Genomic DNA, 21544 nt, shown 5'->3' on the forward strand with positions numbered 1-21544 from the left:
ATTATCATCGGCGCATACTCACCTGAGGGAGCAGACCCGTGACGACCCGTACCGTGCGCCGGACGCGCCACCCGCTCCAGGTTGCCGCAGCAGGAGCCGCCGCCCTGCTGGCCCTGAGTGCCTGCTCGTCGTCCGGCTCGGATTCCTCGGCGAAGCCGGACTCCTCCGGGCCGGGCAAGCCCTCCGGCGAGGTGACCGTGTTCGCCGCGGCCTCGCTGAAGGAGAGCTTCACGACGCTGGGCAAGCGGTTCGAGAAGGAGCACCCCGGCACGAAGGTCACCTTCAGCTTCGGCGGCAGCGACTCCCTCGCCGCGAGCATCACCGGCGGCGCCCCGGCGGACGTCTTCGCCTCGGCCAGCCCCAGGACGATGAAGATCGTCAAGGACGCCGGGGCCGTCTCGGGCACGCCCGCGACCTTCGTCCGCAACGAGCTGGAGATCGCCACCCTCCCGGGCAACCCGCACCGGGTCTCCTCCCTCGAGGACCTCACCGGACGGGACCTGAAGGTGGTGCTCTGCGACAAGGAGGTGCCGTGCGGCGCCGCCGCGCGGCAGGCCCTCGACGCGGCCCGGCTCACGCTCACGCCGGTGTCGTACGAGCAGGACGTCAAGGCCGCGCTGACCAAGGTCGAGCTGAAGGAGGCCGACGCCGCCGTCGTCTACAAGACGGACGTGCACGCGGCGGGTGACAAGGTGGAGGGCGTGGAGTTCCCCGAGTCCGCCGACGCCGTCAACGACTACCCGATCGCCCTGCTCAAGGACGCGAGGAACGCCGAGGCAGCCAAGGCGTTCATCGCGCTGGTGCAATCCGCCGAGGGCCAGAAGGTCCTGAGCGGGGCCGGGTTCCTCACGCCGTGACCTCCCCGACCGACACGTCGCGCGCCGCGGCCGGCACCCTCCGGGTCGGTCCGCGGCGCCGGCGCGTCCGCCCGGGCGTCCCGCTGCCCCTGCTGCTCCCCGCGCTGATCGGTCTGGCCTTCCTGATCGTGCCGCTGGTCGCCCTGCTCGTGCGGACCCCGTGGCACAGCCTGCCCGAGCAGCTGACCAGCGCGGACGTCTGGCTGGCGCTCAGACTGTCCCTGCTCAGCGCCACGGCGGCCACCGCCGTCAGCCTGGTCATCGGCGTGCCGCTGGCCTGGCTGCTGGCCCGCGTCGACTTCCCCGGCCGCGGCCTCGTGCGCGCCCTCGTCACCCTCCCCCTGGTCCTGCCGCCGGTCGTCGGCGGTGTGGCGCTGCTGATGGCGCTCGGCCGCAACGGCATCGTCGGGCAGTGGCTCGACGCGTGGTTCGGGATCACCCTGCCCTTCACCACGGCGGGGGTCGTGATCGCGGAGGCGTTCGTGGCGATGCCGTTCCTCGTCATCAGCGTCGAGGGCACCCTGCGGGCCGCCGATCCGCGCTACGAGGAGGCGGCCGCGACCCTGGGCGCGTCCCGCTTCACCGCGTTCCGCCGGGTCACGCTGCCGCTGATCGCGCCGGGCATCGCGGCGGGCGCGGTCCTCGCCTGGGCGCGGGCGCTCGGCGAGTTCGGTGCGACGATCACCTTCGCCGGCAACTTCCCCGGCCGCACCCAGACCATGCCCCTGGCCGTCTACCTGGCCCTGCAGAGCGACCCGGAGGCCGCGATCGCCCTCAGCCTGGTGCTGCTGACGGTGTCGATCGCGGTGCTGGCGGGGTTGCGCGACCGTTGGATGCGTGCCGGATGACCCAGACCCACGAACAGGACGCGCACGCCGGCACCGCGACGGACGGGCTCGACGCCCGGCTCGTCGTGGAGCGCGGCGGCTTCCGTCTCGACGTGGCGCTGAGCGTCGCGCCCGGCGAGGTCGTCGCCCTGCTCGGGCCGAACGGCGCCGGCAAGACCACCGCGCTGCGCGCCCTCGCCGGTCTGACCCCGCTCTCCGGTGGCCATCTGCGGCTGGACGGCAGGGAGCTGGACCGTACGCCGCCGGAGGCCCGCCCCGTCGGTGTCGTCTTCCAGGACTATCTGCTCTTCCCCCACCTCACGGCCCTCGACAACGTCGCCTTCGGCCCCCGCTGCCAGGGCGCGAGCAAGGCGGAGGCCCGGGCGCAGGCCGCCGAGTGGCTCGACCGCCTCGGCCTCGCGGCGCACACCGGCGCCAGACCGCGCAGGCTCTCCGGCGGCCAGGCCCAGCGCGTCGCCCTCGCCCGCGCCCTGGCGACCCGCCCCCGGCTGCTGCTCCTCGACGAGCCGCTGGCGGCCCTGGACGCCCGCACCCGCCTGGAGGTCCGCGCCCGGCTCCGGCGCCATCTGGCCGACTTCGAGGCGGTCGCGGTGCTCGTCACCCACGATCCGCTCGACGCCATGGTGCTGGCCGACCGTCTGGTGGTCGTGGAGCACGGCCGGGTCGTCCAGGAGGGCACCCCGGCCGACATCGCCCGCCACCCCCGTACGGACTACATCGCGCAGCTCGTCGGCCTGAACCTCTACCGGGGCGAGGCCGACGGCCACACCGTCCGTCTCGCCGACGGCCCGCCCCTCACCACCACGGAGGTCCTGTCCGGCCCGGTCTTCGTGGCGTTCCCGCCCAGCGCGGTCACTCTCCACCGCGACCGGCCGACCGGCTCCAGCGCCCGCAACCTGTGGTGCTGCGAGGTGGCCGGCCTGGAGGCCCACGGCGATCAGATCCGGGCCGACCTCACCGGTGAACTCCCCCTCGCCGCCGACCTCACGACGGTCGCCGCGGCCGAGCTCGACCTCCACCCGGGCGCGCGGGTCTGGGCCACGGTGAAGGCGACGCAGACCCACGCCTATCCGGTCTGAGGCGGTCGGCATCCCCGTGGCTCAGGCTGCCGTCCTGACCGGCGAGCCCTCCGGGACGACGACGGTCTCCCGCACGACGCGGCGCCGCCGGGCCGGCACGAGCAGCGGGTGGGCGACGCCCCAGGCCGCGCCCTTGCAGATGATCTCCTTGTAGAGAGCGGCGAGCCGGCCGGTCAGGGCCGCCGACACCGCCCGGTCGTCCGCGGTGACGTACTGGATCAGGCCGTCCTTGCGGCCCAGTGAGATGCACTGGTTGAAGTAGCGCACGGGCACGGTCGGAAGCTTGCCTCCGGTCAGCCGGGCCGCGATGGCGTCGGCGGCCTGCCAGGCGGTGGGGACGCCCGAGGCGCACGACATCCGCAGGGGCTTGTCCCCGGGGCCCATCGCCAGGGCCGCGTCGCCGATGGCGTACACGTCCGGGTGCGACACCGAGCGCATGGTCCGGTCGACGACGATCTGGCCGGTGCCGGTGACCTCCAGGCTGGTCGCCTGGGCGATCGGGTGGACGGCGAAGCCCGCGGTCCACACGGTGACCGCGGCCGGGATGGCCGTACCGTCGGCGGTGGTGAGGTGACCGGCCTCGACGGCGGTGACGGCGGTGTGCTCGTGGACGGTGATGCCGAGCCGGCCGAAGACCTCGCGCAGGTGCCGGCCGCCCTTGTCCGAGAGCCAGTCGCCGAGGCCGCCGCGGGCGGCGAGGGCGACGTCGAGGTCCGGGCGGGCCTCGGCGATCTCGGTCGCCGCCTCCACGCCGGTGAGACCGCCCCCGACCACGACCACGGATTCTCCGGCGGCCAGGCCGGCCAGGCGCTCGCGCAGCCGGAGCGCTCCGGGGCGGCTCGCGATCTCGTGGGCGTGCTCGGCGGTACCGGGCACCCCCTGGTCGTTCCAGCCGCTGCCGAGGGCGTACACGAGGGTGTCGTACTCCAGTACCTCCTTGGTCGGCTCCCCGGTGGCGTCGGTCGCGGGGGCGGCGACGGTGACGGTCCGGCGGTCGACGTCGAGGGCGGTGACCTTTCCCTGCTTCAGTGCGACGCCGGTGCCCGCGAACATCTCACCGAAGGGCCGGGGCGCGAGGTCCTGGCCGACTGCGAGCTGGTGCATCCGGACGCGCTCGACGAAGTCGGGCTCGGCGTTGACGAGGGTGATGGCGACGTCTTCACGGTGCAGTCGCCGGGCGATGCGCCCGGCGGCGGTGGCTCCGGTGTAGCCGGCTCCGAGGACGACGATGCGGTGCTGCATGGCGTGGCTCCTGTCATGACGGCTGTCTCCAGCGGATTCACCCCTTGAACCGGGGGGCCCGCCGTTTCCTGACAGGAATGTGATGTGATGCACATCACATCGCGCCCGGCCGGGTCAGAAGACCGTGAGCAGGGGGTCTCCGTGGTCGCCGGCGGCCCAGAGCCGGGTCGCGCGTTCGAGCTTGTCGGGGTTGACCTGGTTGCGGAACGCGACGATGCCGTCGGCGGCGACCTCCAGGCACATGACGCCGATGACCCGGCCGTCGAGGACCACCACGACGGCGGGGTCGCCGTTGGCGGTCCAGGCGTAGACCCCCGGCGAGCCGCCGACCAGGGCGCGCTTGGCCGCACCGGGCTTGAACAGGCCCCGCATGAACTTCGCGACCGCGAGGGCGCCCTCGAAGGCCTTGGCGCGGGCCGGGACCTTCCCGCCGCCGTCGCCGATCGCGACGGCGTCCTGGGTGAGCAGCCGCACGAGCGGCTCGGTCCGCCCGCTCGCGGCGGCCGCGAGGAACTCGTCGATGACCCGCCGCGCGGCGGCCTCGTCGATCTCGGTGCGCGCACGGGCCCTGCCCTCGGCGACGTGCTTCTTCGCGCGGTGCAGGATCTGCTGGCTGGCGGCCTCGGTGATGTCGAGGATCTCCGCGATCTCCCGGTGCGGGTAGTCGAAGGCCTCCCGCAGCACGTACACCGCCCGCTCGTTCGGGGAGAGGCGCTCCAGCAGGACCAGCACCGCGTAGGAGACCGATTCGCGCTGCTCGGCGGTGTCGGCGGGCCCGAGCATCCGGTCCCCGGCGAGCAGCGGCTCGGGCAGCCACTGGCCGACGTAGGTCTCGCGCCGCGCACGGGCCGAGGTGAGCTGGTTGAGGCACAGGTTGGTGAGCACCTTCGTCAGCCATGCCTCGGGAACGTCGATGCGGTCGATGTCGGCACCCTGCCAGCGCAGGAACGTCTCCTGCACGGCGTCCTCGGCCTCGCTCGCCGACCCGAGCAGCCGATAGGCGACGGCCTCCAGACGTGGCCTGAAGGCTTCGAACCGGTCCACGTCGTCCATGGTCATGGCCATGCCCCGGATCCTAACGTCCCCGGGCGGCGCCGTTCCCGAGGCTCAGCCGCGGTTTCGGTGCGTCGGTGCGGCCCGTCTGGGGGCGGCGGCTGCCCGCGCGATAGGGGGTCGGCCAGGTCGCGCCCGGGCCCGTGTAGCCCTGCTCGGCCGCCGCGTGCAGGGTCCAGTGGGGGTCGTAGAGGTGGGGACGGGCGAGGGCGCAGAGGTCGGTGCGGCCCGCCAGGATCAGGGAGTTGACGTCGTCCCAGGAGGAGATCGCGCCGACCGCGATCACCGGGATGCCGGTGGTGTGGCGGATCCGGTCCGCGAACGGCGTCTGGTACGACCGTCCGAACTCCGGCCGCTCGTCCGCCACGACCTGGCCGGTCGACACGTCGATCGCGTCGGCGCCGTGCGCGGCGAAGGCCCGGGCGATCTCGACGGCGTCCTCGGCGGTCGTCCCGCCCTCGGCCCAGTCGGTGGCGGAGATGCGGACGGTCATGGGCCGCTCCCCCGGCCACACGTTCCGTACGGCGTCGAAGACCTCCAGCGGGAAACGCAGCCGCTTCTCCAGGGAGCCGCCGTAGGCGTCGGTGCGCCGGTTGGTCAGCGGGGAGAGGAACCCGGACAGCAGGTAGCCGTGCGCGCAGTGCAGTTCGAGCAGGTCGAAGCCGGCCCGGGCGGCGCGGACGGCGGACGCCGTGAACTGTTCCCGGATGTCCGTCAGTTGAGCCCGGGACAGCTCGCGAGGAGTCTGGCTGAACCCCTTGTACGGGAGCGCCGAGGGAGCCACGAGCGGCCAGTTGCCCTCCTCCAGCGGCTCGTCCATGCCCTCCCACATCAGTCGGGTGGAGCCCTTGCGGCCGCTGTGGCCGAGCTGCACGCCGATCGCGGTGCCGGGGGCCCGGTCGTGCACGAAGTCGGTGATCCGCTTCCAGGCCTCGGCCTGCCGGCCGGTGTAGAGGCCGGCGCAGCCGGGCGTGATCCTGCCCTCCTCGCTGACGCACACCATCTCGGTCATCACCAGCCCGGCCCCACCCAGCGCCCGCGCGCCCAGGTGGACGAGGTGGAAGTCGCCGGGGACGCCGTCGGCCGCGGAGTACATGTCCATGGGCGAGACGACGACCCGGTTGCGCAGGGTCAGGCCGCGCAGCCGGAACGGTGTGAACATCGGGGGCGTGCCGGGCGGGCAGCCGAACTCGCGCTCCACCGTCTCCGTGAAGCGGGCGTCGCGCAGCCGCAGGTTGTCGTGCGTGACGCGGCGGCTGCGGGTGAGCAGATTGAAGGCGAACTGGCGGGGCGGCTGGTCCAGGTACAGGGCGAGGTTCTCGAACCACTCCAGGCTGGCCCGGGCCGCGCGCTGCGTGGAGGCGACGACGGGGCGCCGCTCGGCCTCGTAGGCGGTCAGCGCCTCGGGCAGCGAGTCCCGCTCCTCCAGGCAGGCGGCCAGGGCCAGCGCGTCCTCGACGGCGAGCTTGGTGCCGGAGCCGATGGAGAAGTGGGCCGTGTGCGCGGCGTCCCCGAGGAGGACGACGTTGCCGTGCGACCAGCGGTCGTTGACGACCGTGCGGAACGTCGTCCACGTGGAGTTGTTCGACTTCAGGGGGCGGCCGTGGAGCGCTTCCGTGAAGATCTTGGCGCAGCGCTCGATCGACTCCGCTTCGTCGAGCTCGTCGAAACCGGCCGCGTGCCAGACCTCTTCGCGCATCTCGACGATCACCGTCGAGGCGTCGGGGGCGTAGGGGTAGCCGTGGAGCTGCATCACGCCGTGTTCGGTCTCGGCGATCTCGAAGCGGAAGGAGTCGAAGGGGAAGTCGGCGGCGAGCCAGATGTAGCGGCAGCGGTGGGTGGTCACCCGGGGGCGGAAGACGTCGGCGTAGGCCTCGCGAGTGGTGCTGTGGACGCCGTCCGCGGCGATGACCAGGTCGTGGGTGTGCGGGAGGTCTTCCGGGGCCTCGGTGTGGAAACGGAGGCCGACGCCGAGTTCGCGGCAGCGGGTGTGGAGGATCTCGAGCAGCCGCTTGCGGCCCAGGGCCGCGAAACCGTGGCCGCCGGAGGTGTGGCGTTCCCCGCGGTGGACGATGTCGATGTCGTCCCAGCGGGTGAAGTGCTGCTGGAGGGCCTCGTAGACCTGGGGGTCGGCGTGTTCGATGCCGCCGAGGGTTTCGTCGGAGAGGACCACGCCGAAGCCGAAGGTGTCGTCCGGGGCGTTGCGTTCCCAGACGGTGATGTCCCGGGTGGGGTCGAGGCGCTTGAGGAGGGCGGCGGCGTAGAGGCCGCCGGGGCCGCCGCCGATGATCGCGACGCGCAGGGGGTGGCTCTTGCCGTCGCGCGAGTGCGGGTGCGTGGGGGCTTGTCGCGCCCGCGCGGCGGTAGCCGCACATTCAGCGCGGCCCCGCGCCCCTGAGGGCACCGCAGTCACCGTCCGCTCCATTTGGGAGGGCGCTTCTCTGTGAACGCCGCGTGGAATTCCGCGTAGTCCTCCCCCGTCATCAGGAGGGCCTGGGTCGAGGCGTCCAGTTCGATCGAGGCCGCCAGGGGCATGTCCAGTTCGGATGTCAGGAGCGCCTTAGTCTGGGCGTACGCCAGGGCCGGGCCCTGGGCCAGGCGGTGGGCCAGTTGGTGTGACGTCTCGTCCGCCCGGCCCTCCTCCGTCAGTTCGCTGATCAGGCCGATGCGCTCCGCCTCGGGGGCCCGGACCGGGTCGCCCAGCATCAGCAGGCGGGTCGCGTGGCCCAGGCCGACGACCCGGGGCAGCAGGTAGGCCGCGCCCATGTCGCCGCCGGAGAGGCCGACGCGGGTGAAGAGGAAGGCGAAGCGGGCGGTGGGGTCGGCGATGCGGAAGTCCGCGGCCAGGGCGAGGACCGCTCCGGCGCCCGCCGCCACGCCGTGCAGCGACGCGATCACCGGGAACGGGCACTCCCGGATCGCGCGGACCACCTGGCCGGTCATCCGGTTGAAGTCCAGGAGCTGGGCGGTGTCCATGCCGAGGGTCGCGCCGATGATCTCGTCGACGTCGCCGCCGGAGCAGAAGCCGCGGCCCTCGCCGGCCAGCACCAGGGCCCGTACGGACCGCTCCCGGGACAGCTCCGCGAGCAGGTCGCGCAGGTCGGCGTAGGCGCCGAAGGTGAGCGCGTTGAGCTTCTCGGGACGGGCCAGGGTGACGGTGGCGACGCCGTCGGAGACGTCGACGCGCAGATGCTCCCAGCCGGGGGTGCGGGCGGCGGAGCCGGTGAAGGGACTCATGACGTGCGGCCTCCTCGGGCGGGCACTGCCTCACTGAGCTCTACCCTCCGAAGCTATCACCCATCCGTGACTGTCGTCATGAGTGCGCGATAGACCGTTCGGGTAGGACTTCGGTGTGGGCCCGGCTGACCTGGGCCGGTCACATCCGTCACAGATCGTCCACACCGGCGTAACGGCGGGAGCAGCTGTGCGCGGCACCGCGTTCACCTGGGTAAGCCGTCCGGCAAGGAGGCAAGGGCGCCTCCGACGGTGCCCCTCGGACGTCTCCGGAGAGCGGCGCCGTACCATTCATCAGGTTGAAAGCAGGATGTCCTGCTCCATGAACGGACCCGCCGTGTACGAACTCTCCTCAGCCCCCGCCTCCTGGCGCATCGCGCTGCCGCACACCGCAGCGGCGGTGCCCGTGGCCCGTGCCCTGGTCCGTACGGCGCTGGCCGAGCTGGAGCAGGGAGCGGTCTGCGACACCGCGGAGCTGCTGACGGCGGAGCTGGTGGCCAACGCCGTGGAGCACACCCCGGGCGAGACGCCGATAGAGCTGGTCGTGGAGCTGATGCCGTCGGGCTGCCAGGTCGAGGTGCACGACACCGACCCGGCCCCGCCCGGCGACCTCACCTGCCCGGCCGGCGGGCCGCCCGACCCCTGGCAGGAGCACGGGCGCGGGCTGCTGCTGATCCGCGCCCTGAGTTCCTCCTGCGGGCACCGGCCGACCGAGTCCGGCAAGGCGGTCTGGTTCAGACTCCCTGTGGTACCGCCTCAGCGGCGCCCGTCGGCGTGACCGTGGCGAGCCGGGAGTTTTGGCGGCCGTAGAGGACGTAGAGGGCCAGTCCCACGGCCAGGAACCCCGCGAACTGGATCCAGGTCGTCGCGCCCGTCTCGTACATCAGGTACAGGCAGAATCCGACGCCGAGGAGCGGCGTGACGGGGTACAGCGGCACCCGGAAGCTGCGGGCGAGGCCGGGCTCGCGGCGGCGCAGGGCGATGACCGCGATGTTGACGACGGCCATGGTGGCCAGGGTGCCGATGGTGCACAGGTTGACCACCGCGTCCAGCGGGGCGAAGGCCGCGGGAAGCGCGAAGACGCCCGCCACGATCAGCGTGCCGGCGACCGGGGTGGAGGTCTTCGGCGACACCTTCTCGAAGACGCGCGGGATCAGTCCGTCGCGGGACATCGACATCAGGATCCGGGTCTGGCCGTACATCACGGCGAGCACGACCGAGGCGATGGCGACGACCGCGCCGAAGGCGATCACCCCGCCGCCGACGGTGGAGCCGGTGACCTGGTTGACGACGTAGGAGAGAGCCGCCGGACGGCCGCCGACCGCGTCGCCGCCGATGGCACCGATCGCGGCGAGCGCGACCGCGCCGTAGAGCAGCGTGACCAGGCCGATGCAGACGAGGATCGCCACGGGGATGTCCCGGCGCGGGTTCTTCGCCTCTTCACCGGCGGTGGTGATCGCGTCGAAGCCGATGTACGAGAAGAAGGCGGCGGTCGTGCCCGCGCCGATGCCGGCGAGGCCGGTCGGTGAGAACGGGGTGAGGTTGCCGTCCTCGAAGGCGGTGAAGCCGATCGCGATGAAGGCCACCAGGACGGCGAGCTTCAGCACGGCCATCGCGGCCGTGGCCCGGGCACTCTCGCGCACCCCGCGCACCAGAAGGACCGCGGCCAGGGCGATGACGACCACGGCCGGGAGGTTCACCACTCCGCCCTCGCCCGGACCGGCCGACAGGGCCGTGGGCAGGTGCAGTCCGACGACGCTCTCGAGGAGCTCGTTGACGTACTGGCTCCAGCCGACCGCCACCGCGGACACCGACACGCCGTACTCCAGCAGCAGGCACCAGCCGACGAGGAAGGCCGTGCCCTCGCCGAGACCGGCGTAGGCGAAGGAGTACGAGGAGCCGGAGACCGGGATCGCGCCGCCCAGCTCGGCGAAGGCGAACGCCGTGAAGACGCAGGTGACCGCGGCGAGGAGGAAGGAGACGACGACGGCCGGGCCGGCCTGGGCGACCGAGTCGGACAGTCCGACGAAGATGCCGGTGCCGACGATCGCGCCGACGCCGAAGCAGACCAGCTGGAAGAGGCCCATGGTGCGCTTGAGGCCGTGGCCTTCACGGTCGGCGCCCGATTCCGCCACGAGAAGGGCAGGGGGCTTGATACGGGGAGCGGGCATGCGGGTGGTGCTCGTTTCTGGTGGTGCGGGAGTGCGACGGGTTCGTCGCGCGGCGGCCGCGGAGAAGGGGTGGTTCCGGGCCGCCGGTCAGCATAAGGCCTGTTCAGGCGAGGGTTGCCACCATGACCGCCTTGATGGTGTGCATCCGGTTTTCCGCCTCGTCGAAGACGACCGAGTGGGCCGACTCGAAGACCTCGTCGGAGACCTCGAGGTACTCCAGGCCGTGTGCCGCGTGGATCTCCCGGCCGACCTTGGTGCCGAGGTCGTGGAAGGCGGGCAGGCAGTGCAGGAACTTCACGTCCGGGTTGCCGGTGGCGCGCAGGACGTCCATGGTCACGGCGTACGGGGCGAGGGCGGTGATGCGCTCGGCCCAGACCTCCTTCGGCTCGCCCATGGAGACCCAGACGTCCGTGGCGACGAAGTCGGCGCCGCGGACGCCCTCGTCCACGGTCTCGGTGAGCGTGATGCGGGCGCCGCTGGTCGCGGCGAGCGCGCGGGCCCGGTCGACGACCTCCTCGGCCGGCCAGTACTCCTTCGGCGCGACGAGGCGTACGTCCATGCCGAGCAGGGCGCCGGTGACCAGGTAGGAGTTGCCCATGTTGAAGCGGGCGTCGCCCAGGTAGGCGAAGGCGACCTCGGTCAGCGGCTTGTCGCAGTGCTCGGTCATGGTCAGCACGTCGGCGAGCATCTGGGTGGGGTGCCAGTCGTCGGTGAGCCCGTTGTAGACGGGGACGCCGGCGTGCGCGGCCAGCTCCTCCACATTCCGCTGGCTGTCGCCCCGGTACTCGATCGCGTCGTACATCCTCCCCAGCACCCGCGCGGTGTCCTTGACCGACTCCTTGTGCCCGATCTGTGAGCCGGAGGGGTCGAGGTACGTGGTCGAGGCGCCCTGGTCGGCGGCCGCGACCTCGAACGCGCAGCGGGTGCGGGTGGAGGTCTTCTCGAAGATCAACGCGATGTTGCGGCCCCGCAGGTACTGGGTCTCGGTCCCGGCCCTCTTGGCGGTCTTCAGCTCGGCGGCCAGCTCGACCAGAGCGCGGAACTCCTCCTCGGTGAGGTCCAGCTCCTTGAGAAGGTGGCGGCCGGCGAGGGCGGTCGGGACAGTCGCCATGAGGGCGCTCCAGGGATACGGGGACACAGACTTCTGGAATACTATACGAAATGCAGCATGTCTATACGGACGCCTCCCGGGGACCTCCAGCGGCCTCCTACACCGGATCCCGTTCGACCGGGCAGCTCATGCACCGCGGCCCGCCCCTCCCCCGGCCCAGCTCGCTGCCCGGGATCTCTATCACCTCGATGCCCTGTTTGCGCAGATGGGTGTTGGTGGTGGAGTTCCGCTCGTAGGCGACCACGACCCCGGGTTCGACGGCGAGGACGTTGCAGCCGTCGTCCCACTGCTCGCGTTCCGCCGCGTGCACGTCCTGCGTGGCGGTCAGCACACGGATCTGGTTCAGGCCGAGGGCGGCGGCGATCGCGCGGTGCATGTGCTCCGGCGGATGGTCGGTGACCTTCAGCTCCTTCTCGCCGACGCCCGGTTCGATGGTGTACGAGCGGAGCATGCCGAGGCCCGCGTACTGGGTGAAGGTGTCGCCGTCGACCATCGTCATCACGGTGTCGAGGTGCATGAAGGCACGCCGCTTGGGCATGTCGAGGGCCACGATCGTCTCGGCGGAACCGGCGGCGAACAGCTTGTGCGCGAGCATCTCCACCGCCTGCGGAGTGGTGCGCTCGCTCATGCCGATGAGCACCGCCCCGTTGCCGATGACCAGCACGTCCCCGCCCTCGATGGTGGACGGGTAGTCCGTCTGCCCCTTCGACCACTCGTGGAACGTCTCGTCGCGGAACAGCGGGTGGTGCCGGTAGATCGCCTCGAAGTGCACGGTCTCGCGCTGCCGGGCGGGCCAGCGCATCGCGTTGATGGACACGCCGTCGTAGATCCAGGCGGAGGTGTCGCGGGTGAAGAGGTGGTTGGGCAGCGGGCCCAGCAGGAAGTCGTCCAGTTCCATGACGTGGAAGCGCACGGACGTCGGCTCCGGGTGCACGTCGAGGAACTCGCGCTTCGTCATGCCGCCGACCAGGACCTCGGCCAGCTCCCGCGCGGGCAGGTTCTCGAAGGCGGCTCTGAGCGGGTCGGTGGCCAGCGGGCCGTACTCCTTCTCGTCGAAGACCCGTTCCAGGACGAGGGATCTGGCCGCCGGAACCTCGAGCGTCTCGGCCAGCAGGTCACCGAAGAGGTGGACGGCGACACCGCGGTCGCGCAGCACATCGGCGAACCCGTCGTGCTCGGCGCGGGCCCTGCGCACCCACAGCACGTCGTCGAAGAGCAGCGAGGTCTTGTTGCTGGGGGTGAGCCTTTTGAGCTCGAGATCGGGCCGGTGCAGGATGACGCGGCGCAGCCGCCCGGCCTCGGAGTGGACGTGGTATGCCATGCATCCATCCTGACCATCGGAGAGCGTATTGACGCGCTCCTCGACCGTTTCCATGACCGCCAGTTCTCGTCGCGTCGACGACAAACGCGATGGGACGGGCTCATACCCGGGGCGACGCCTCCAGCAGTTCCTCGGGCCGGGCCAGCATCCGGCGGGCGGCCCGGCCCGGTTCGAGGATCGTGCGGGCGACGATCCAGCCCGCGAGGGCATGCGCCCGGCCGGGGCGGCGGCGAGGACGTCGGCGTACCGGACGAGGGCGGCGGTGGCGTCCCCGGCGGCGAGGTGCTCGTCAGCGGTGCGCGGGGCTGCGGGACGGGCGGCGAAGGCGTGGGTGCGCCCATCCGGCCAGGAGGCGCGGTCGGAGCGGAAGCGGAAGTCCGACGGCGCGGCGGCCGGGGCGGGCACCACGTTGCGCAGCCGCCATCCGGTGCGGTGCAGAGCGGCGGCCGTGCGGGCGCGGGACAGCGCGGCCGGGGGGACCGCCTCCCGCAGCCGGCCGTCCAGGGTGCGGGCGAGCCCCGACACGAGGGCGCGGCCCTTAACGGTCAGACGGCCGCTGGTCAGCAGGGTGCATGACGTCCTCACGCTGCTTGGTTCCGCGCGCATCGACGTGCAGGTTCAAGTGCTCGGAGAGCACCCCGGCGAAAAACACCCGCCCGGTGTGACCGGCTCGTGGGGGGGGGAGGTCGGTGGAGACAGCGGCGGGATTACGCGAGTTCGGACGCACGCCGGAAGGGTGGCTGCTCCGCCTGACAGAGGCGCTGTGCGAACTGAGCTGTGTGGAGGATCAGCCTGACTGACCAGCCAACGTAGCACGTCATTTCCCGACTAACCAGGGCGCTTGGCTTCGGAGTCACAAAGCGCAGGTGGGCGACAGCAAAGCCGCCGCCCACCCGTTCACAGCCTCGGGTCGACCGGCTCCGACTCCAGCGCCAGCACCCCGAACACCGCCTCGTGCACCCGCCACAGCGGCTCGCCCTCGGCCAGCCGGTCCAGGGCCTCCAGGCCCAGGGCGTACTCGCGGATCGCCAGGGACCGCTTGTGGTTGAGGAACCGCGAGCGCAGGCGGGCGAGGTTCTCCGGGCGCGTGTACTCCGGGCCGTAGATGATCCGCAGGTACTCGCGGCCGCGGCACTTGATGCCGGGCTGCACCAGGCGGCCCTGGGTGTCGCGGACCACTGCGCCGACCGGCTTGACGACCATGCCCTCGCCGCCGCGGCCGGTCATCTCCAGCCACCAGTCGACACCGGCCCGCACCGACTCCGGGTCGGCGGTGTCGACGTACAGCCGCCGGGTGGTCTGGAGCAGGCCGCTGCCGTCGTGCTCGACGATGCGGTCGAGCAGGGCGAGCTGCTCGTCGTGCGCCAGGCCTGCGAGGCTGCGCCCCTGCACCGCGAGGATCTGGAACGGTGCCAGCCGGACCCCGTCCAGGCCCTCCGTGGTCCAGCAGTAGCGGCGGTACGCCTCGGTGAAGGCGGCCGCGTCGGTGGCGCGTTCGCCGGTGCGGGACAGGAGGCCGGCCACGTCCACGCCGCGCGCCGCCGTGCCCTGCAGGGCGGCCAGCGCCTGCGGGAGCACCGCGCCGGACGCGGCGCCCACGGCGGCGTACTGCGACCGCAGCAGCCCGGACGCCTTCAGCGACCAGGGCATCAACTCGGCGTCCAGCAGCAGCCAGTCGGTCGACAGCTCGTCCCAGAGGCCGGCCTCGCCGATCGCCGTGCGCACCCGGTCGAGGATCTCCTCGGTGAGGGCCTCGTCGTCGAGGAACGGGCGGCCGGTGCGGGTGTAGAGGGACCCGGTCGGGCCTCCCCCAACGCCGAAGCGCTTGCGGGCCGCTTCCGCGTCCCGGCACACCAGGGCCACCGCCCGCGAGCCCATGTGCTTCTCCTCGCACACGACCCGCGCGACGCCGTCGTCCTTGTACTGGGCGAACGCCTCCGCGGGGTGCTCCAGGTAGCCCTCGATGCGACTCGTGGCCGTCGGCGCCATGGTCGGCGGGAGGTACGGCAGCAGCCGCGGGTCCACCGCGAAGCGGCTCATGACCTCCAGGGCCGCCGCCGCGTTCTCCTCGCGGATCGAGATCCGGCCCTGGTGCCGGGTCTCCACGACCCTGCGGCCCCGCACGTCCGCCAGGTCCAGCGGGCGGCCGTCCTGGCCGCCGGGCGCCTCGGTGCGCAGCGGCTTCGCCGGCTCGTACCAGACCTGCTCCGCCGGGACGTCGGCCAGCTCGCGCTCCGGCCAGCGCAAGGCGGTGAGCTTGCCGCCGAAGACCGCGCCGGTGTCCAGGCAGATGGTGTTGTTGAGCCAGGTCGCCTCCGGCACCGGGGTGTGGCCGTAGACGACGGCGGCCCGGCCCCGGTAGTCCTCCGCCCACGGGTAGCGCACGGGCAGGCCGAACTCGTCGGTCTCCCCGGTCGTGTCGCCGTACAGGGCGTGACTGCGGACCCGGCCGGAGGTGCGGCCGTGGTACTTCTCGGGCAGACCGGCGTGGCAGACGACCAGCCGGCCGCCGTCGAGGACGTAGTGGCTGACCAGGCCGTCGAGGAACTCCCGTACCTCGGCGACGAACGCCTCGCTCTCGCCCGCCATCTGCTCGACGGTCTCGGCGAGGCCGTGGGTGTGCTGGACCTTGCGGCCGCGCAGGTAACGGCCGTACTTGTTCTCGTGGTTGCCGGGCACGCACAGGGCGTTGCCGGACTTCACCATCGCCATCACGCGGCGCAGCACACCGGGGCTGTCCGGACCTCGGTCGACCAGGTCGCCGACGAAGACGGCCGTACGGCCCTCCGGGTGGACACCGTCGACGTAGCCCAACTTGCCGAGCAGCGCCTCCAGTTCGGCGGCGCAGCCGTGGATGTCGCCGATGATGTCGAACGGGCCGGTGAGGTGGGTGAGGTCGTTGAAGCGCTTCTCGGTGACGACCGTGGCGTGCTCGACCTCGTCGGCGCCGCGCAGGATGTGCACCTTGCGGAAGCCCTCGCGCTCCAGGTGCCTGAGGGAGCGGCGGAGTTCGCGGGTGTGGCGGTGGATGACCCGGCGGGGCATGTCGGCGCGGTCGGTGCGGGCCGCGTTGCGCTCGGCGCACACCTCCTCGGGTACGTCGAGCACGATCGCGACCGGCAGCACGTCGTACTGCCTGGCCAGGTCGATCAGCTGGCGGCGGGCGTCGGGCTGCACGCTGGTCGCGTCCACGACCGTGCGGCGGCCGGCGGCGAGGCGCTTGCCGGCGATGTAGTGCAGGACGTCGAAGGCGTCCCTGGTGGCGCTCTGGTCGTTCTCGTCGTCCGAGACGAGGCCGCGGCAGAAGTCGGACGAGATGACCTCGGTGGGCTTGAAGTGCCTGCGGGCGAAGGTGGACTTGCCGGAGCCGCTGGCTCCGACCAGCACCACCAGGGACAGGTCGGTGACGGGCAGCACGCGCCCCTGCTGTGTGTCGGTCATGCCGCCTTCGCCTCCTTCGGCGTGGTCAGGGTGAACACGGCCATCTGGGTGGGCGGCCCCACCTCCGGGTCGTCGGGGCCCACGGGTTCGAACCCGACGCCGTAGCCGTGCCGTTCGGCCACCGCCTCGGCCCAGGCGCGGAACTGCGCGCGAGTCCATTCGAAGCGGTGGTCGCCGTGCCGGACGTGCCCGGCCGGGAGGGACTCCCAGCGCACGTTGTACTCGACGTTCGGGGTGGTCACGAGGACCGTCCTCGGACGCGCCGAGCCGAACACGGCGTACTCCAGGGCGGGCAGCCGGGGCAGGTCGAGGTGCTCGATGACCTCGCTGAGCACGGCGGCGTCGTAGCCCTTGAGCCGGACGTCGGTGTACGCGAGCGACCCCTGGAAGAGCTGGACGCGGGAGGCCTGCCGCTCGCCCATGCGGTCCAGCTTCAGCCGCCGGGAGGCGATGGTGAGCGCGCGCATCGACACGTCCACGCCCACGATCTCGGTGAACGCCGGATCCTTGAGCAGTGCCTGCACCAACTGGCCCTGGCCGCAACCGAGATCGAGGACCCGCGCGGCACGGGACTGCCGCAGCGCCGTGACGATCGCCTCGCGGCGCTGCACGGCCAGCGGGGTCGGCTTCTCCTCGGCCTCGGTCTCCGCCTCGACCGCGTTGTCGATCTCCTCGACCTCGCTGTCGTCGGTCTCGGCGAGCCGCACCAGTTCCAGACGCTCGGTGGCCTGCCGGGTCAGCGACCAGCGGCGCGAGAGGTAGCGGCTGGTGATCAGCCGCTGCTCCGGGTGTCCGGGCAGCCAGCCCTCACCGGCGCGCAGCAGCTTGTCGACCTCGTCGGGGGTGACCCAGTAGTGCTTGGCGTCGTCGAGGACGGGGAGCAGGACGTAGAGGTGGCGCAGGGCCTCGGCGAGGGTGAGCGCGTCCGATTCCAGGACCAGGCTCACGTACCGCGAGTCGCCCCAGTCGGGGAACTCGGTGTCGAGCGGCACCGGCTCCGCCGTGACCGTCCAGCCGAGCGGCTCGAAGAGCTTGCCCACGAGGCCGGAGCCGCCGCGGGCGGGCAGTGCGGGCACCTCGACGCGCAGCGGCCTGGCCTGGCCGGGCAGTTCCGGCCGGGCGTTGCAGACGCCCTTCATCGCGCTGGAGAACACGCTGCTCAGCGCCACGGCGAGCAGGGAGGAGGCCGCGTAGGGGCGGTCGTTGACGTACTGCGCGAGTGCCGCGTCCGGGGCGCCGCCGCGGCCCTTGCCCTTGCCGCGCCTGACCAGTGCCACCGCGTCGACCTCCAGCAGCAGCGCCGCCGTGCAGCGCCCGGCGCCCGCCTCGGGGTAGAGGACGTGGGCCGTGCCGTAGGAGGTGGAGAACGCCTGCGCCTTGTCGGGATGCTTGTGCAGCAGATAGCCGAGGTCGGTGGCGGGGCGGTCCGGAGTGCCGGTGGTCGTGATCGTCAGGAACATGCGGAGGGCCTCTCCGGCTGGTGGATGTGTTCGGTGCCGTACGCGCGAAAGCCCCCAGGAACGGTGATCCTGGGGGCTCGGCATCACGACGCCCACAGCTTCGCACACCTGCGCCCACCAGCGCCTTCGTTTATCGAGGGCGGCTCGGCGGGCCCGCCTACGCCAGCTGCGACTGCACCTGCGCGGAGATCAGCTCCAGGTGGTCGAGGTCGTCGAGGTCGAGGACCTGGAGGTAGATGCGGCGGGAGCCGGTCTCGGCGTAGCGGCCGATCTTGTCGACGACCTCGGCCGGGGAACCGGCCAGGCCGTTGAGCTTCAGCTCGTCGACCTCGCGGCCGATCGCGGCGGCCCGGCGAGCGACCTCCGCCTCGTCGCGGCCGACGCAGACGACGAGGGCGTTGGAGTACGTCAGGTCGTCGCCGCTGCGGCCCGCTTCCTCGGCGGCGGCGCGTACCCGGGCGAACTGGCGCTCGCTGTCCTCGACGGAGGCGAACGGCATGTTGAACTCGTCGGCGTACTTGGCGGCCAGCCGCGGGGTGCGGGCCGGGCCGTGGCCGCCGACGAGTACGGGGATCTTCTGCTGGGCCGGCTTGGGCAGGGCGGGAGAGTCCGCGAGGTCGTAGTAGGTGCCGTGGAAGTCGTAGGTCTTGCCGGGGGCCGTCGCCCACAGGCCGGTGACGATCTCCAGCTGCTCCTCGAGGCGGGCGAACTTCTCCTTGGGGAAGGGGATGCCGTAGGCCCTGTGCTCCTCCTCGAACCAGCCGGCGCCGAGGCCGAGCTCGACCCGGCCGCCGGACATCTGGTCGACCTGGGCGACCTGGATGGCGAGCACGCCGGGCAGCCGGAAGGTGCCGGCGGTCATCAGGGTGCCGAGCCGGATGCGCTTGGTCTCGCGGGCGAGTCCGGCCAGGGTGATCCAGGCGTCGGTGGGGCCGGGCAGGCCGTCCACGTTGCCCATGCGGAGGTAGTGGTCGGAACGGAAAAAGGCGTCGAAGCCGAGGTCCTCGGTGGCCTTGGCGACAGCGAGCAGAGTGTCGTAGGTGGCCCCCTGCTGGGGCTCGGTGAAGATGCGAAGATCCATGCTGCCATCCTGCACGCCGGGGTGTGCGATCACGCGGTCGGTCCCCCGTACCGGCCGGTCCCCGGTCGGGTGAAATTACGTGCATACCGCGGGGCGCGGGTGACCGGGCCAGTGACCGGCCCCGGTGGTGATCGTTGGCTCGGGCGGAGCCGGAGCCCCCGGCTTCCGCACCGGGGGGTGGACCGCCGGGGCGTCCCGCGTCGGCCTCCCCGGGGGCCAGGGGCCGAGGAGGCCGTCATGTCCGAAGAGACCGTGCCACAGCAGGGCGGGGCCGGGCAGCCGAAAGGGCTGTTGCAGCAGATGGAGGAGCTGATGGCAGCGTTGAACGCGGATCTGTCGGCGTTGGACGCGGACCTTCAGGCGTCGGGGGATTCCGGGCGCAGGGTCGTCGAGGAGGGGCAGGCGGGCTGAGGGTCTGCCGCTCGGATCAGGTCGCAGGGAATCGGCTGCGGCCTGTCATCCCCGCGTCTGCGGCGTGAGCCACACGACGGGCCCCAGGACTCGCCCTACCCCGCCTCCCGCTCCGGCACCGTCTGTTCCCGGTCCGCGAGTCTGCGGAGCATTTCCAGGACGCGGTCGCGGGACTCGTCCGCCGCGTCGATGGCCTCCATGCACTGCCAGTACGTGCCCTCGTCGCCGGCGGCGCTGGCCAGGGCGACGAGGGCGATGCCGACCTCGCCGAGGAGGCCGCCGAGGTACATCAGGGTGTGGCGGGCGTCGCCCAACTCGGTGAGCTGGCCCGCCCGCAGCTCACCGGGGGCCAGTTCCGGCGGGTCGAGCACGCCGCAGCCCCGGCCCGCCAGCTCCGTCAACCCCAGTGCCTCGCCGCGCAGTTCGGGTGGTCCGGCGACCGCCAGGCGGCTGCCTATGGCTTGCGCGAGGGCCTGCGCCTGCCACACCTCGGCCAGGGTCTCCCGCGCGTCGCCGCCCGCCGCCAGGGACCGCCTGCTCGTCACGATGAGCCGCACCGCGTCCATGCGCTGCCCCCGTCTTGTCCGACGCGCTTGCGCGCGTCCGCCTGCCCGCACTCCCTTGTTCACTACCCAGAGTGAAGGGGTGTGAGACGAAAAGCCAGAGGAAGGTGGAAAATTGCGGACAACGATTCGGATTCGAGCCGCGATTTGATTACGCAGTGTACAAACGGACTTCGTCGCTCCGAGCGATGGGACGGTGCCGCTAGATCGGGAACCTCCTCTCGTTCCGGCCGATCTTCGCGTCCAGCGCCGCCAGCGGGTCGATGCCGAGCACCTCGCACAGCTGGAGCAGATACGCGAGCACGTCGGCGACCTCGTCGGTGACGCGGTGGGCCGTGTCCGGGTCGGCCATGACACGGGCCGACTCCTCGGGCGTCAGCCATTGGAAGATCTCGACCAGTTCGGATGCCTCGACACTGAGCGCGGCGGTCAGGTTCTTGGGGGTGTGGTACTGCTGCCAGTTCCGCGCCGCCGCGAAATCGGCCAGGCGACGTTGCAGTCCGGCCACGTCCAGGGGATCAGTCACGGTCCAGGTGTACCACCGTGGCCCCCTCCGTCCCGGCGGCCCAGGAGCCGTCGCTGACCGCCCCGACCAGCCGGATGTGCCCCCGCTCGCACATCCGGGCCGCGAGGCTCAGCAGTTCCTGCCGTTGCCGTGGGTCCAGGCCCCGGTCGAAGCCGTCGGCGAGGACCGTGAGCGTCTGGAGGGCGGCGGGCACCTCGCCGGCCGGGTCGACCTCCAGCACACCGGGTCCGGTGAGCAGCACCAACGCGAAGGCCAGGTAGCGGAGTTCACCGTGGCCGAGCCGCCCCAGATCCGTGTGGGAGCCGTCACCCCGGTCCACGGCCGCGGTGACCGTTCCGACGCCGGCCGGCCGGGCGAGCACGTCCGTCACCGACCCCGCGCACCCCGCCCGCACCGCCGCGACGAACTGCGCGTGCCGCCGCCCGCACTCCGCGCGGGTGCGCCACAGCACGTCGGCGAGGTTGCCGCAGCCGCCCAGCAGGCGACCGGAGCCGGCCGCCACCGAGCCGCGCATGCGGGCGGGTTCGGGGTCGCAGGCGAAGGCCGAGCGCAGGGCGACGACCATCTGCTCGGCGGCCGCCAGCACCGTGCGCTGCCCGGGTGTCTTGCCGGCCACGCGCAGCGGCAGCAGGGCGGTGCCGAGCCGGTCGTCCGGGAGCGGGCCGCGGGTCACCGGCGTCGGCCCGGCCGTGTGCCAGGCGGCCTGCACGGCACGCTTGCCCGGGTCGCGCAGGGCGGTCTCCAGGAGGACCAGTCCGCCGGCCGTCAACCGCTCGCCCACGACGCGCAGTTCGGGCTCGGCCTGCACGGCCACGTCGAGGCGGACCGGGCCGGCGGGGCCGTCGGCCGTACAGCCGATGCGGAAACCACGGCGGCGCTGCGCGTCGGGCCGGGCCCGTTCCGGCACGCAGGCGACGGGGTCGGGGAACGCCTCGCCGAGCTCGGCGCCGCCCCCGAGCCGGGCGAGGGCCTCGTACGCCCGCAGTGCGCTGGTCTTGCCGCAGCCGCTGGGGCCGGCGAGGAGGGTGAGGGGCCCGAGCGGGAACGCGGCGCGGCGGTGGGTGGTGAAGGCGGCCAGGCGCAGTTCGGTGATGCGCGGGCGGTCGGGGAGGGCGGGCTGGGTCATATCCGGACGGTAGGGCTCCG

General features: G+C 72.4%; 18 protein-coding genes. 5 read left to right on the forward strand and 13 right to left on the reverse strand.

Features of this window, described 5'->3' with window-relative positions:
- Positions 1–38: 38 nt before the first annotated feature.
- The 3 genes from modA to G3I77_RS19725 are packed head-to-tail and all read left to right on the forward strand — an operon-like array spanning position 39 to position 2784.
- The gene (modA, locus tag G3I77_RS19715) at positions 39–857 is read left to right on the forward strand and encodes a molybdate ABC transporter substrate-binding protein (RefSeq protein WP_248505530.1); all 819 of its coding nucleotides are present in this window, start codon (positions 39–41) and stop codon (positions 855–857) included.
- Positions 854–1705, forward strand: coding sequence for an ABC transporter permease (locus tag G3I77_RS19720; protein WP_248505532.1), 852 nt, complete (start codon positions 854–856; stop codon positions 1703–1705). Before modA ends, G3I77_RS19720 begins: the two co-directional genes overlap by 4 nt.
- Positions 1702–2784: an ABC transporter ATP-binding protein gene (locus tag G3I77_RS19725; RefSeq protein ID WP_248505533.1), complete on the forward strand. Its 1083-nt coding sequence runs from the start codon at positions 1702–1704 to the stop codon at positions 2782–2784. Before G3I77_RS19720 ends, G3I77_RS19725 begins: the two co-directional genes overlap by 4 nt.
- A gap of 21 nt (positions 2785–2805) precedes the next feature.
- Here G3I77_RS19725 and G3I77_RS19730 read toward each other — a convergent pair whose 3' ends face one another.
- The 4 genes from G3I77_RS19730 to G3I77_RS19745 all read right to left on the reverse strand — a co-directional run bounded on the left by G3I77_RS19730 (position 2806) and on the right by G3I77_RS19745 (position 8316).
- Positions 2806–4026 (reverse strand): NAD(P)/FAD-dependent oxidoreductase, encoded by a 1221-nt coding sequence (locus tag G3I77_RS19730; RefSeq protein ID WP_248505534.1) that lies wholly within the window; start codon positions 4024–4026, stop codon positions 2806–2808.
- Between the two features lie 114 nt (positions 4027–4140).
- Positions 4141–5091, reverse strand: a complete 951-nt coding sequence (gene sigJ, locus G3I77_RS19735) for an RNA polymerase sigma factor SigJ (protein WP_248505535.1) — start codon at positions 5089–5091, stop codon at positions 4141–4143.
- Between the two features lie 10 nt (positions 5092–5101).
- Positions 5102–7504 (reverse strand): bifunctional salicylyl-CoA 5-hydroxylase/oxidoreductase, encoded by a 2403-nt coding sequence (locus G3I77_RS19740; RefSeq protein ID WP_248505536.1) that lies wholly within the window; start codon positions 7502–7504, stop codon positions 5102–5104.
- Positions 7489–8316, reverse strand: a complete 828-nt coding sequence (locus G3I77_RS19745) for an enoyl-CoA hydratase family protein (RefSeq protein WP_248505537.1) — start codon at positions 8314–8316, stop codon at positions 7489–7491. The genes G3I77_RS19740 and G3I77_RS19745 overlap by 16 nt, the downstream gene beginning before the upstream one ends.
- A 307-nt stretch (positions 8317–8623) precedes the next feature.
- Between G3I77_RS19745 and G3I77_RS19750 the strand changes: the two genes are divergently transcribed.
- A complete protein-coding gene (locus G3I77_RS19750) occupies positions 8624–9091 on the forward strand; it encodes an ATP-binding protein (protein ID WP_248505539.1) in 468 nt (155 codons plus the stop codon).
- Here G3I77_RS19750 and G3I77_RS19755 read toward each other — a convergent pair.
- The 6 genes from G3I77_RS19755 to G3I77_RS19780 all read right to left on the reverse strand — a co-directional run bounded on the left by G3I77_RS19755 (position 9048) and on the right by G3I77_RS19780 (position 18898).
- Complete coding sequence (locus G3I77_RS19755; RefSeq protein WP_248505540.1) at positions 9048–10484, reverse strand: amino acid permease; 1437 nt, start codon at positions 10482–10484, stop codon at positions 9048–9050. The genes G3I77_RS19750 and G3I77_RS19755 overlap by 44 nt on opposite strands.
- A gap of 103 nt (positions 10485–10587) precedes the next feature.
- Positions 10588–11595, reverse strand: a complete 1008-nt coding sequence (argF, locus tag G3I77_RS19760; protein WP_248505542.1) for an ornithine carbamoyltransferase — start codon at positions 11593–11595, stop codon at positions 10588–10590.
- A 97-nt stretch (positions 11596–11692) separates the two neighbouring features.
- Positions 11693–12916 (reverse strand): arginine deiminase, encoded by a 1224-nt coding sequence (locus tag G3I77_RS19765; RefSeq protein WP_248505613.1) that lies wholly within the window; start codon positions 12914–12916, stop codon positions 11693–11695.
- 897 nt (positions 12917–13813) lie between these two features.
- Positions 13814–16357: a polynucleotide kinase-phosphatase gene (locus G3I77_RS19770; protein WP_248505543.1), complete on the reverse strand. Its 2544-nt coding sequence runs from the start codon at positions 16355–16357 to the stop codon at positions 13814–13816.
- Positions 16354–17817, reverse strand: a complete 1464-nt coding sequence (locus G3I77_RS19775) for a 3' terminal RNA ribose 2'-O-methyltransferase Hen1 (RefSeq protein WP_248505544.1) — start codon at positions 17815–17817, stop codon at positions 16354–16356. Before G3I77_RS19775 ends, G3I77_RS19770 begins: the two co-directional genes overlap by 4 nt.
- A gap of 157 nt (positions 17818–17974) precedes the next feature.
- The gene (locus G3I77_RS19780) at positions 17975–18898 is read right to left on the reverse strand and encodes an LLM class F420-dependent oxidoreductase (protein ID WP_248505545.1); all 924 of its coding nucleotides are present in this window, start codon (positions 18896–18898) and stop codon (positions 17975–17977) included.
- A gap of 237 nt (positions 18899–19135) precedes the next feature.
- On the opposite strand from G3I77_RS19780, the gene G3I77_RS19785 reads away from it, so the two are divergent.
- Positions 19136–19309 (forward strand): hypothetical protein, encoded by a 174-nt coding sequence (locus G3I77_RS19785; protein WP_248505546.1) that lies wholly within the window; start codon positions 19136–19138, stop codon positions 19307–19309.
- A gap of 95 nt (positions 19310–19404) precedes the next feature.
- On the opposite strand, the gene G3I77_RS19790 is transcribed toward G3I77_RS19785, so the two are convergent.
- The 3 genes from G3I77_RS19790 to G3I77_RS19800 all read right to left on the reverse strand — a co-directional run bounded on the left by G3I77_RS19790 (position 19405) and on the right by G3I77_RS19800 (position 21524).
- Positions 19405–19875, reverse strand: coding sequence for a DUF6099 family protein (locus G3I77_RS19790; RefSeq protein ID WP_248505547.1), 471 nt, complete (start codon positions 19873–19875; stop codon positions 19405–19407).
- A 199-nt stretch (positions 19876–20074) separates the two neighbouring features.
- Positions 20075–20398, reverse strand: coding sequence for a nucleotide pyrophosphohydrolase (locus tag G3I77_RS19795; RefSeq protein ID WP_248505548.1), 324 nt, complete (start codon positions 20396–20398; stop codon positions 20075–20077).
- A complete protein-coding gene (locus tag G3I77_RS19800; RefSeq protein WP_248505549.1) occupies positions 20391–21524 on the reverse strand; it encodes an AAA family ATPase in 1134 nt (377 codons plus the stop codon). Before G3I77_RS19800 ends, G3I77_RS19795 begins: the two co-directional genes overlap by 8 nt.
- Positions 21525–21544: the final 20 nt, after the last annotated feature.

Origin of the sequence: Streptomyces sp. D2-8, assembly GCF_023184515.1 — a bacterium.
GTDB lineage: Bacteria > Actinomycetota > Actinomycetes > Streptomycetales > Streptomycetaceae > Streptomyces.

Coding starts and splice junctions, on each gene's coding strand:
- G3I77_RS19725 (WP_248505533.1), top strand. CDS start 1,702: ATGACCCAGACCCACGAACAGGACGCGCACGCCGGCACCGCGACGGAC.
- G3I77_RS19730 (WP_248505534.1), bottom strand. CDS start 4,026: ATGCAGCACCGCATCGTCGTCCTCGGAGCCGGCTACACCGGAGCCACC.
- sigJ (WP_248505535.1), bottom strand. CDS start 5,091: ATGGCCATGACCATGGACGACGTGGACCGGTTCGAAGCCTTCAGGCCA.
- G3I77_RS19740 (WP_248505536.1), bottom strand. CDS start 7,504: ATGGAGCGGACGGTGACTGCGGTGCCCTCAGGGGCGCGGGGCCGCGCT.
- G3I77_RS19745 (WP_248505537.1), bottom strand. CDS start 8,316: ATGAGTCCCTTCACCGGCTCCGCCGCCCGCACCCCCGGCTGGGAGCAT.
- G3I77_RS19750 (WP_248505539.1), top strand. CDS start 8,624: ATGTCCTGCTCCATGAACGGACCCGCCGTGTACGAACTCTCCTCAGCC.
- G3I77_RS19755 (WP_248505540.1), bottom strand. CDS start 10,484: ATGCCCGCTCCCCGTATCAAGCCCCCTGCCCTTCTCGTGGCGGAATCG.
- argF (WP_248505542.1), bottom strand. CDS start 11,595: ATGGCGACTGTCCCGACCGCCCTCGCCGGCCGCCACCTTCTCAAGGAG.
- G3I77_RS19765 (WP_248505613.1), bottom strand. CDS start 12,916: ATGGCATACCACGTCCACTCCGAGGCCGGGCGGCTGCGCCGCGTCATC.
- G3I77_RS19770 (WP_248505543.1), bottom strand. CDS start 16,357: ATGACCGACACACAGCAGGGGCGCGTGCTGCCCGTCACCGACCTGTCC.
- G3I77_RS19775 (WP_248505544.1), bottom strand. CDS start 17,817: ATGTTCCTGACGATCACGACCACCGGCACTCCGGACCGCCCCGCCACC.
- G3I77_RS19780 (WP_248505545.1), bottom strand. CDS start 18,898: ATGGATCTTCGCATCTTCACCGAGCCCCAGCAGGGGGCCACCTACGAC.
- G3I77_RS19785 (WP_248505546.1), top strand. CDS start 19,136: ATGTCCGAAGAGACCGTGCCACAGCAGGGCGGGGCCGGGCAGCCGAAA.
- G3I77_RS19790 (WP_248505547.1), bottom strand. CDS start 19,875: ATGGACGCGGTGCGGCTCATCGTGACGAGCAGGCGGTCCCTGGCGGCG.
- G3I77_RS19800 (WP_248505549.1), bottom strand. CDS start 21,524: ATGACCCAGCCCGCCCTCCCCGACCGCCCGCGCATCACCGAACTGCGC.